This window comes from Allosphingosinicella sp. (assembly GCF_036387615.1).
In the GTDB taxonomy this organism is placed as follows: Bacteria; Pseudomonadota; Alphaproteobacteria; order Sphingomonadales; family Sphingomonadaceae; genus Allosphingosinicella.
Genome location: NZ_DASVTH010000029.1, coordinates 34,156 through 42,173, shown reverse-complemented (window position 1 = coordinate 42,173; position 8,018 = coordinate 34,156). Strand labels below are relative to the sequence as shown.

The 8,018-nt window shown below is 66.5% G+C and carries 10 protein-coding genes; 8 read left to right on the top strand and 2 right to left on the bottom strand.

All coding sequences use genetic code 11. From position 1 onward, the window contains the following. Positions 1 to 4 precede the first annotated feature (4 nt). The 4 genes from VF631_RS05025 (at position 5) to VF631_RS05010 (ending at position 4,715) form a co-directional block, all read left to right on the top strand. The gene (locus tag VF631_RS05025; protein WP_431849183.1) at positions 5 to 1,177 is read left to right on the top strand and encodes a glycosyltransferase; all 1,173 of its coding nucleotides are present in this window, start codon (positions 5 to 7) and stop codon (positions 1,175 to 1,177) included. Positions 1,178 to 1,360: 183 nt separating this feature from the next. Continuing rightward, on the top strand, positions 1,361 to 1,696 hold the full coding sequence (locus VF631_RS05020) for an STAS domain-containing protein (RefSeq protein ID WP_431849182.1): 336 nt from the start codon (positions 1,361 to 1,363) through the stop codon (positions 1,694 to 1,696). Positions 1,697 to 1,723: 27 nt separating this feature from the next. Beyond that, positions 1,724 to 2,686: an MBL fold metallo-hydrolase gene (locus tag VF631_RS05015; RefSeq protein WP_431849181.1), complete on the top strand. Its 963-nt coding sequence runs from the start codon at positions 1,724 to 1,726 to the stop codon at positions 2,684 to 2,686. After that, a complete protein-coding gene (locus VF631_RS05010) occupies positions 2,661 to 4,715 on the top strand; it encodes a CHASE2 domain-containing protein (protein ID WP_431849180.1) in 2,055 nt (684 codons plus the stop codon). Before VF631_RS05015 ends, VF631_RS05010 begins: the two co-directional genes overlap by 26 nt. On the opposite strand, the gene VF631_RS05005 is transcribed toward VF631_RS05010, so the two are convergent. Continuing rightward, positions 4,712 to 5,239 (bottom strand): OmpA family protein, encoded by a 528-nt coding sequence (locus VF631_RS05005; protein WP_431849179.1) that lies wholly within the window; start codon positions 5,237 to 5,239, stop codon positions 4,712 to 4,714. The two genes, VF631_RS05010 and VF631_RS05005, sit on opposite strands and share 4 nt — an antisense overlap. A gap of 62 nt (positions 5,240 to 5,301) precedes the next feature. Continuing rightward, complete coding sequence (locus tag VF631_RS05000; RefSeq protein WP_431849178.1) at positions 5,302 to 5,733, bottom strand: FecR family protein; 432 nt, start codon at positions 5,731 to 5,733, stop codon at positions 5,302 to 5,304. 44 nt (positions 5,734 to 5,777) lie between these two features. Here VF631_RS05000 and VF631_RS04995 point away from each other — a divergent pair, with 44 nt between their 5' ends. The 4 genes from VF631_RS04995 to VF631_RS04980 all read left to right on the top strand — a co-directional run bounded on the left by VF631_RS04995 (position 5,778) and on the right by VF631_RS04980 (position 8,008). Continuing rightward, positions 5,778 to 6,188, top strand: a complete 411-nt coding sequence (locus tag VF631_RS04995; RefSeq protein ID WP_431849177.1) for an ATP-binding protein — start codon at positions 5,778 to 5,780, stop codon at positions 6,186 to 6,188. A gap of 100 nt (positions 6,189 to 6,288) precedes the next feature. Further along, positions 6,289 to 6,894 carry a TIGR04282 family arsenosugar biosynthesis glycosyltransferase gene (locus tag VF631_RS04990; RefSeq protein ID WP_431849176.1) on the top strand — a complete coding sequence of 202 codons (606 nt, stop codon included), beginning with the start codon at positions 6,289 to 6,291 and terminating at the stop codon, positions 6,892 to 6,894. Further along, on the top strand, positions 6,891 to 7,595 hold the full coding sequence (locus VF631_RS04985) for a DUF3047 domain-containing protein (RefSeq protein ID WP_431849175.1): 705 nt from the start codon (positions 6,891 to 6,893) through the stop codon (positions 7,593 to 7,595). Before VF631_RS04990 ends, VF631_RS04985 begins: the two co-directional genes overlap by 4 nt. Before the next feature lie 5 nt (positions 7,596 to 7,600). Further along, on the top strand, positions 7,601 to 8,008 hold the full coding sequence (locus VF631_RS04980) for a PaaI family thioesterase (RefSeq protein ID WP_431849174.1): 408 nt from the start codon (positions 7,601 to 7,603) through the stop codon (positions 8,006 to 8,008). Positions 8,009 to 8,018: the final 10 nt, after the last annotated feature.

Sequence of the window (8,018 nt, the reverse complement as noted above, 5' to 3'; positions counted from 1 at the left end):
CCAGATGGCGCACATTCTGCTCGGCTGGGAACTTGGTGCAAACCGCGGCCATGCGCTGACCCTTGTTGGTATCTCCAAGGCTCTGCGCGCCCGCGGCCACCAAATCAGCTTTGCGATGCAGCGCGTCGATGCGCTCACCGCCGAGCAAAGGTGCGGCTCGCCGGTTTGGCAGACCCCGATCACCCCTCGCCTGCTGATCAGCACCAGCAAGCCCCGTACTGGAGCGCCCGCTACGATGGGCGACATACTGGGCCGCTTGGGCTTGGACGACGCGGACATCGTGGAAGCCCTGCTGCGCGGATGGGCTCAAATGCTGGACGCGATCCAGCCTGACCTCGTTATCTCGGATTACGGTCCCTTCCTGCTGACCGCAGCCCGCCAGCGTTGCCCGACGGTGAGCATCGGCACCGGATTCGGAGTGCCGCCCTCCGTAATGACGAGCTTTCCGAGCTTGTCCGGCCGACCTGCCACCCACGACGAGGATACTCTTCTCGGCGGGGTCAATGTCGCTTTGAAACGCACGGGCCTCTCCCCGCTTGCGAGCCTGCCAGGGATCTTCGCTGCGGAACGCGAACTCGCCTGCAGCTTCGCTGAGCTGGACCCGTATCGAAGCTGGCGTTCGGAGCCGCTGTTGGCGCCTGTCCTTGGGGGAGGCTTTCCCGAGACAGCGAGCGGCGGCGAAGAGATTTTCGTCTACATGCCCGAACAGGTCCAGGTTGACGCGCCAATCTGGCGGGGACTTGCCGAGTCCAAGCTGCCGATACGGGTATACGTGTCCAGCGTCTCCACTGGTTATCGGGAGAAGCTCGCCTCGTTGGGCTTTTTTGTCGAAGACAAACCGCTTTCCTTTTCCGGGATCGCGGCACGCTCGCGCTTGCTGCTCTCACATGGAGGGCACGGCTTTGTTTGCTCCGCTCTCCTTTCAGGCATTCCGCAAGTCATCTGCCACTTCGATCTGGAGAAGGTCCACTATGCCAAAGCGGTCACCGGACTCTCGGTGGGCGGCATGGTCTCGATGACGGACATCAAACCTGACCCGTTTGCCCGGTCGCTGATCGATGCCTACGAAAACGAGGGTCTCGCAGGCCGCGCCCTCGCCGCCGCCCCGAGCTTCAGAAACCGGTGCCACCGCTCAATGGAAGAAAGCCTTTCCGATGCCGTACAGCAGCTGCTCTGATCTGATCCGGGCCACCGGCCGCCGCTCAGGAGCAAAACAGGGGAATGGAAGCGGCCATTCAACCAGAAGCAATTCTTGCGGCACGAATACCGCCCCGGTCGCCGCCCCGTAGCTTGCGCACGAGCCGGTTTCACCGGCAGGGCTTCTTCGTTAGTCTCGATAAAGCGGAGACACGGGGGCGGCATGGACTGGTCGATTGAGGAGCGTGGAGGGACCGCCATCGCGAGGCCGCGAGGGCGAATCGACGAGGCGAGCTGGCAAGATTTCGCCGCCTGCCTCACCGCTTGCGTAGCCAGAGCGGCGGCTTTGCCTTCAAGGAAGCTCGTCGTCGATTTCTCCAGCGTCGAGTACATGTCCTCACGTGGCTTGCGGGCACTCACATTGGGCAAGCGCGAGGCCGAAGCAGCGGGCGTTACCATCGCCCTCGCCTCACCGAACGAGATCATGCGCGAGATTCTGGCGATCAGCCGCTACGACAAGCTATTCGCCATTTGCGACACGGTCGAAGCCGCCTTGTAGGCCGGCGCTCTGGGGGGAAGCGGTGATATGCTGGTGAACTTTTGGGGCACAAGGGGTTCGCTCCCGGTTGCTCAGACCGGGCCCGCGATCCGGCGCAAGATCGCGCTCGCGCTTGTTGCAGCCAAGGGACGCAGCTTCTCCGGCCAAGCCGAAGCCGAGGCGTTCGTCGAGGCCGAGCTCGATTTCGCCACCGGCGGCACCTATGGCGGCGCCACCACCTGCGTCGAATTGGAGGTGGAGGGCGGGCCCTTCTTCGTCTGCGACATGGGGAGCGGACTCCGCGAATTCGGGATCAGCGCGCTCAAGCGGTGCGCGAGCGGTCACGCCCGGACCTACAACTTCTTCATGTCCCATCTCCACTGGGACCACATCATGGGGTTCCCCTTTTTCGCGCCGGCCTTCGACCCCGAGGCTCGGATCGTGATCCATTCCGGACATTCCGACGCTGAGGAAGCGCTACGCCGCCAGCAGGAAGCGATATCCTTCCCGGTGCCGTTCGATTGGCTCCGAGCCAGGATCGAGTTCATCACCGTCAAGGCGGGGGAACGTTACCACGTCGACGGTCTGGACGTGGAGGTGATGGAGCAGCATCACTCGCATTCCAGCTACGGATACCGGTTCACCAACGCCGCTGGTAAGACCCTCGTGTTCAGCACCGACAGCGAGCACAAGATCGACAGCATGGAGAGCGAGGCAGAGATCGTCCGCTTCTTCCGCGAGGCCGATCTCGTCATCTGCGACACCATGTATTCGCTCGCCGACAGCGTATCGATGAAGGAGGATTGGGGTCATTCCAGCAACATCGTCACTGTGGACCTTTGCCATGCGGCACAGGCGAAGCGGCTCGCCCTGTTCCACCATGAGCCGATCTATAGCGACGAGGACATTCAGCGGCTGCATGCGGAGACCCTCCGATACGAGGAGCTGACGCGTTGCGGCCCGGCGCTGGAGGTGCTGTGCGCCTATGACGGCCTTCAAGCCCGTCTCTGAACCCGGGCGGCGGCTCCTCCGCATCCGCATTGCGGGGCTTGCAGGCGCGCTCGCGGCGGGCCTGCTGCTGCTCGTCAGCAACGGGGCGTTGAGCCGGCCGCTGTTCGACGCCTGGCAGCGCCTCGGACCCCGCGACATTGCCGCGACGAAAGTTCACGTGGTGGTGATCGATCCCGAAAGCCTTGCAGCCGGCGGTCCCTGGCCCTGGCCGCGCTATCATCTTGCTCGGTTGACCGAAGAGATCGCCGCGCGGGGCGCCGCTGCGATCGGGTTCGACATGATATTCGCCGAGCCTGATCGGGTGCGGCCCGACATCGTGGCCGACCTTTACCCGGAGCTGAGCCCCGCGGCCGCGGCCGAGCTCAGAAGCCAGAAGCCGATGGACCAGTTGTTCGGTGAAGTGATCGGGCGCGCGCCGGTGGTGCTCGCCCGGGCAGGTCTCCAGGGGGGCGGCGGCATCCCATCGGACCTCCCGGTCGAAGCGACATTTGCCGGGACACTTCCCTCCGCGGTCGCCGAGTACCCGCAGGCGCTCACCAACATCGCCGAACTGGATGAGGTGGCGCTCGGCCACGGACTGATAAACGGCGCACCCGATGGCGACGGCGTCGTGCGCCGCCTGCCGATGGTGGCGAAAGTGGGCGGGCAGCCGATGCCGGGCTTCGCGCTCGAACTCGCACGGGTCGCGCTGGAGGCGGACAGGATAGACGCGGCGCCTGGCACGATTGCACTGGGCGGCAGCCGCGTCCCAACCGATCGCCAAGGGCGAATGATCCTGCGATTCGGCGAATTTCCGGCCCGGCAGGTGACCTCGGCCGTCGACGTAATGCGGCGCGATTTTCCGGGGAACGCTTTCGCCGGAAAGGTGGTGCTGGTTGGACTGGCGGCGGAGGGAACCGCCGACATCGTGGCGACGCCGCTTGCTGCCGAGAGCTTCGGGGTCTTTGTCCACGCGCAGGCGGTGGACGCGATCCTTGGCGGAAACGGCTGGCTCAGCCGGCCCGGCTGGACACCTGCCGCGGAATGGGGCGCAGCGGCGCTGCTGGTCCTGATGGCCCTTGCCTTGATCACCCAGCCGAGGCGCGCCGCGATCTCGCTGCCGCTCGCCGGAGGCATAGTGGTCGGCCTGTCATGGGCCGCGTTCGACTATTGGTCCCTGCTCCTCGATCCGCTGCCGCCGCTCGCACTTGGCGGCGGTGCCGCGGCGGGGCTGAGCCTTGGCATGTTCGCACAGGCGCGGCGCGAGCGTGAGAGCCTGCGTGAACAACTGGTCGACGAACGCGTCGCTGCGGCGGCCACCGCGGCCGAGCTTGACGCGGCGCGGACCATCCAGCTCGGAATGCTGCCGCCCCGTGCCGAGCTCGCGCAGCTCGATCCGAGACTCGACCTCGCCGCCGCCCTGGAACCCGCTCGCTCGGTCGGCGGTGACTTCTACGACGCGGTTCGGCTGTCTGCGGATCGGATCGCCTTCACGGTCGCCGATGTCACCGGAAAGGGCGTTCCCGCTTCGCTGTTCATGGCGGTCTCCAAGGCGCTTTCGAAAAGCGTGGTGCTGCGAGAGCGGGACCTTGCCGGGGCGGCGGCGATGTTGAACGAAGAATTATCGCGCGGCAACGGCGACAGCGGCGTCACGATGCTGCTGGGCGTGATCGATCTTGCGACCGGCGAGCTCGAACTGGTGAATGCGGGCCACGAGGATCCGATCCGCCTTCGTTCCGACGGGAGCGTCGAGGGGGTGAAGATGGAGGGTGGCCCGCCCTTCTGCATCGTCGACTATCCGTGGCCGGTCGAGACGTTGAGACTTCAGCCTGGCGAAGCGCTGGTCCTGATGACCGACGGCGTCACCGAAGCTCAGGACCCCAAAGGTGCGTTCTACGGTCGCGCGCTGGCTCTTGCCACAGTCGCTGAAGGACGCGGCGCCCGCGCGGATGAGATCGTCGAGGGGCTGGTCCAATCGGTGCGCGGCTTCGAGGCCGGCGCCGAAGCAGGCGACGATCTTACGGTGATGGTCTTGCGCTACGTCGGCTAGCGGACAATGACCTCGACCCGTCGGTTGGCGGGCTCGGCCAAGCCGTCGGGCGTCGGCACGCGGAGCTGGCGCTCGCCGCGGCCGACCGCCGTCATAAGCTCGCGCGGGATACCTTCCCCGGCGAGGACGGCGAGTATCTCCTCGGCGCGACGCTGCGACAGCCGGTCGTTGTCCTCTTCGGAGCCCTCTCGGTCGGTATGCCCGGTGACCTGCACCTCTGCACCCAGGCGGCGCGCGACCTCGGCCCGCAGCGCGGCGACCGCCGCCTGCGAGTCAGGCGTGAGGCGGACGGTCCCTTCAAGGAAATACAGCGTGAAACTCGCAGGTGCCGGGGGCAGATCGGCGAGCAGAGCACGCTCGGCTGCGGTCAGTCGCGCGGGGTCAACGGCGCGGGTGACGGGCCGCGCGGAACCCAGCCTGGTGCGGCTGTTCCCCTGCGCTACCACGGTTTCCTGAGCCCGGCCTCGCGCTTCAAGTACCGCGACAGCACCCTGGCTGCCGCCCTCATCGGGAAGCAGCAGCAAGGAGGGTCCGGCGCAGCCCGCAACAAGGAGTGCGGCGCTGAGCAACCCTCCCGCTGCTCGCATCAGGGAACCGCCACCACGAAGCGGGTGCCGCGAACGCCCAGCAGCGATGTCGGAGTCCGCACCTTCATCGCATCGCGGTCCGACTTGGCGATCTGGCCCGATACGACCGCCAGCGAGCCGCGGTTCACCTGGGTGAGAAACTGACCGCGCTGAGTACGCCGATCAAACAGATACTCATTGACCGAGACGCGGCTGTTCGGCCCGAGCGCGAAGCGGGTGTTGTCGATGAAGGTCAGCGCCATCCGGCCGTCCTTCCCCGTGATAAGGGTGTCGCCCTTCTGGAGCTGAAGGCCCGGTGCCGCGGGAAGCCTTGCTGCCCCACGTTGCACAAGCGCAATGCCGAGTGTGCGTTTCACCCGGCCGATCTCCGCCCAGGCTGGCTGGGTCGCCGCAATGCCGATCAGAAGGAGCGCAGCCACTTTGTACTTCATCCAGAGTCTCCACAGCCGCCCTCGTCCGTGACATACGGCATCGAATGGGGGAGCGCGAATCCAATTCTTCAGAGATCGTGCAGGTACTTGCGCCCGGCGTAACTCCGGGTGCGGCGTGCGACGCGGCTCGCGACTTTGCCACCGCGGCCAAGCTCGCCACCGGCGACGCCGCCCGCTTGTGCATCCTGGTCGAGGAGCTCGTGACCAACGTTGTGGAACATGGCGGCTCCCCTTCGGCTGAAGTCAGCATGGCATTGGAGGGCAGGAGCGTGCGCATCATCCTCGTCGACGCCGGCGATTCCTTCGACCCGAGAACCGCTCAAGCTGTTCCCCCGGAGAAAGCGCGCGGCGGTGGCGCAGGCCTGGCGATCGTCCGCGCCTGGGCGGATGTCCTGAGCTACGAGAGCGGCGCGGACGGGAACCGCCTGGAGCTTGTCGTGGCGCTACGTGGATGAGAACCGACCCGGCACGGTCATCGGTCGAGCGAATAGATGCTCGCAATGAGCAACGGCCGGGCGGAGAAGCGGCCATGAGCTGTCACCGCTGGCGCCGCGGGTGAGGCGGACGCGGATCGTCATCTTCGCCAAGGCGCCGGTGCCGGGGCAGGCCAAGACACGGCTTGCCCCTGCCCTCGGCGAAATCGGCGCGGCGCGGCTTGCCCGGCGCATGCTGGAACGCACGGTGGCGGAAGCCGAAGCGGCTCGACTCGCGATCCCGGAGCTGTGCGCAACGCCGCACCCCTTTGACGAGGAGTGGAAGCCGTTCCTGCCCAAGTCGGAAATCCGCTATACCGATCAGGGCGGAGGCGATCTCGGCGAGCGCCTCGCGCGCGCGGCCAGGCGCGTCACTCTCACCGGCGAGAACATCCTGCTGATCGGCACAGATTGCCCTGGCCTGGACCGCAATCGGCTGCGGGCGGCCGCGCGCGCTCTGGAACGCCATGACGCCGCGATCCACCCGACCGAAGATGGGGGCTATGCACTGCTCGGGCTGAAGCGCTTCGATCCCAGCCTGTTCGCCGGGATCGGCTGGAGCGGCCCAGCCGTTGCTGTGGACACCATCGCGCGTATTCAGGCGCTCGGCTGGTCCCTGTGGATCGGGGATACGCTGCGCGACGTTGACCAACCAGCCGATCTCGAGCTGGTGCAGGACCTGTTATGATGCTTCTCCTCGCCGTTGCCGCCGCCGCAAGCCCGCTTTGGGTCGGCCGCTTCTCCGGCGAAGGGGCCCCGCCTGCCCCCTGGCGCGTGGTCCTGTTGAACAAGAAGGTTCCCGCTACCGTCTACCGTGGGGCGAGGGTCGCCGGAGTGGGCGCGATCGAGGCGAGAGCGAACAAGAGCATGGCCCTGCTCGCCCGGCCGCTGCGCGTGGACCTCGCCCGGACGCCCGTCCTGTGCTGGCGCTGGCTGGTCGATGCGCCGGTCGCCAAGGCCGACATGCGGACCAAGCGCGGCGACGATTATGCGGCGCGCATCTATGTCTCGTTCGACATTCCCGACGATAAGCTGAGCGCGGGCACGAGACTGAAGCTGAGCCTCGGCCGGCGCATGTTCGGCGGCAACCTGCCGGACGCGGCGCTGAACTATGTCTGGGACAACAAGCACGCCGTAGGTACGCGCGCCAGGAGCGCCTACACCGACCGCGCCGAGTTGATCGTCGCGGAGACCGGCGCCGCACGCGCGGGCAAGTGGGTGGGCGAGCGGGCCGACATCGCCGCCGATTTCGCCCGCGCCTTCGGCGGAGTGCCCGGCAGTGTCACGCAGCTGGCCTTGGCGAGCGATACCGACAATAGCGGCGGCAGCGCTCGAGCGGCGTTCGCGGACCTTCATTTCGTCGCCCGCGACCAGCGCTGCGCCTTCTGACCAGGATGCGAACTCTTCCACCCTATGCCGACCTGCTCGGCCTGCGCACGGAGCGCGCTGACGATGGAGCCCTGTTATGGGTCATGCCGTTTCAAGAGCAAGTGGTGGGCCGACCCGGTTACCTGCATCGGGGCGCAATTGCGGGCTTGCTCGAATTCGCGGCGCTTGGCGCTCTGTATGATGCTCTCGCTGACGAACCCGTGCAGGTGAAGCCGATCAACGTCACCGTCGATTTCATGCGCGGCGGCGTCGACCACGATACCTATGCGAGCGCAGTGATCACACGCCTCGGTGCTCGCGTCGCGAATGTCGAGGCGCATTGCTGGCAGAGCGACCGAACGAAACCGATCGCCGCCGCGCGCATGAACCTGCTGATCCGCCGCGACGACCAAAAGTCATCACCCCGGACTTGATCGGGCGTCC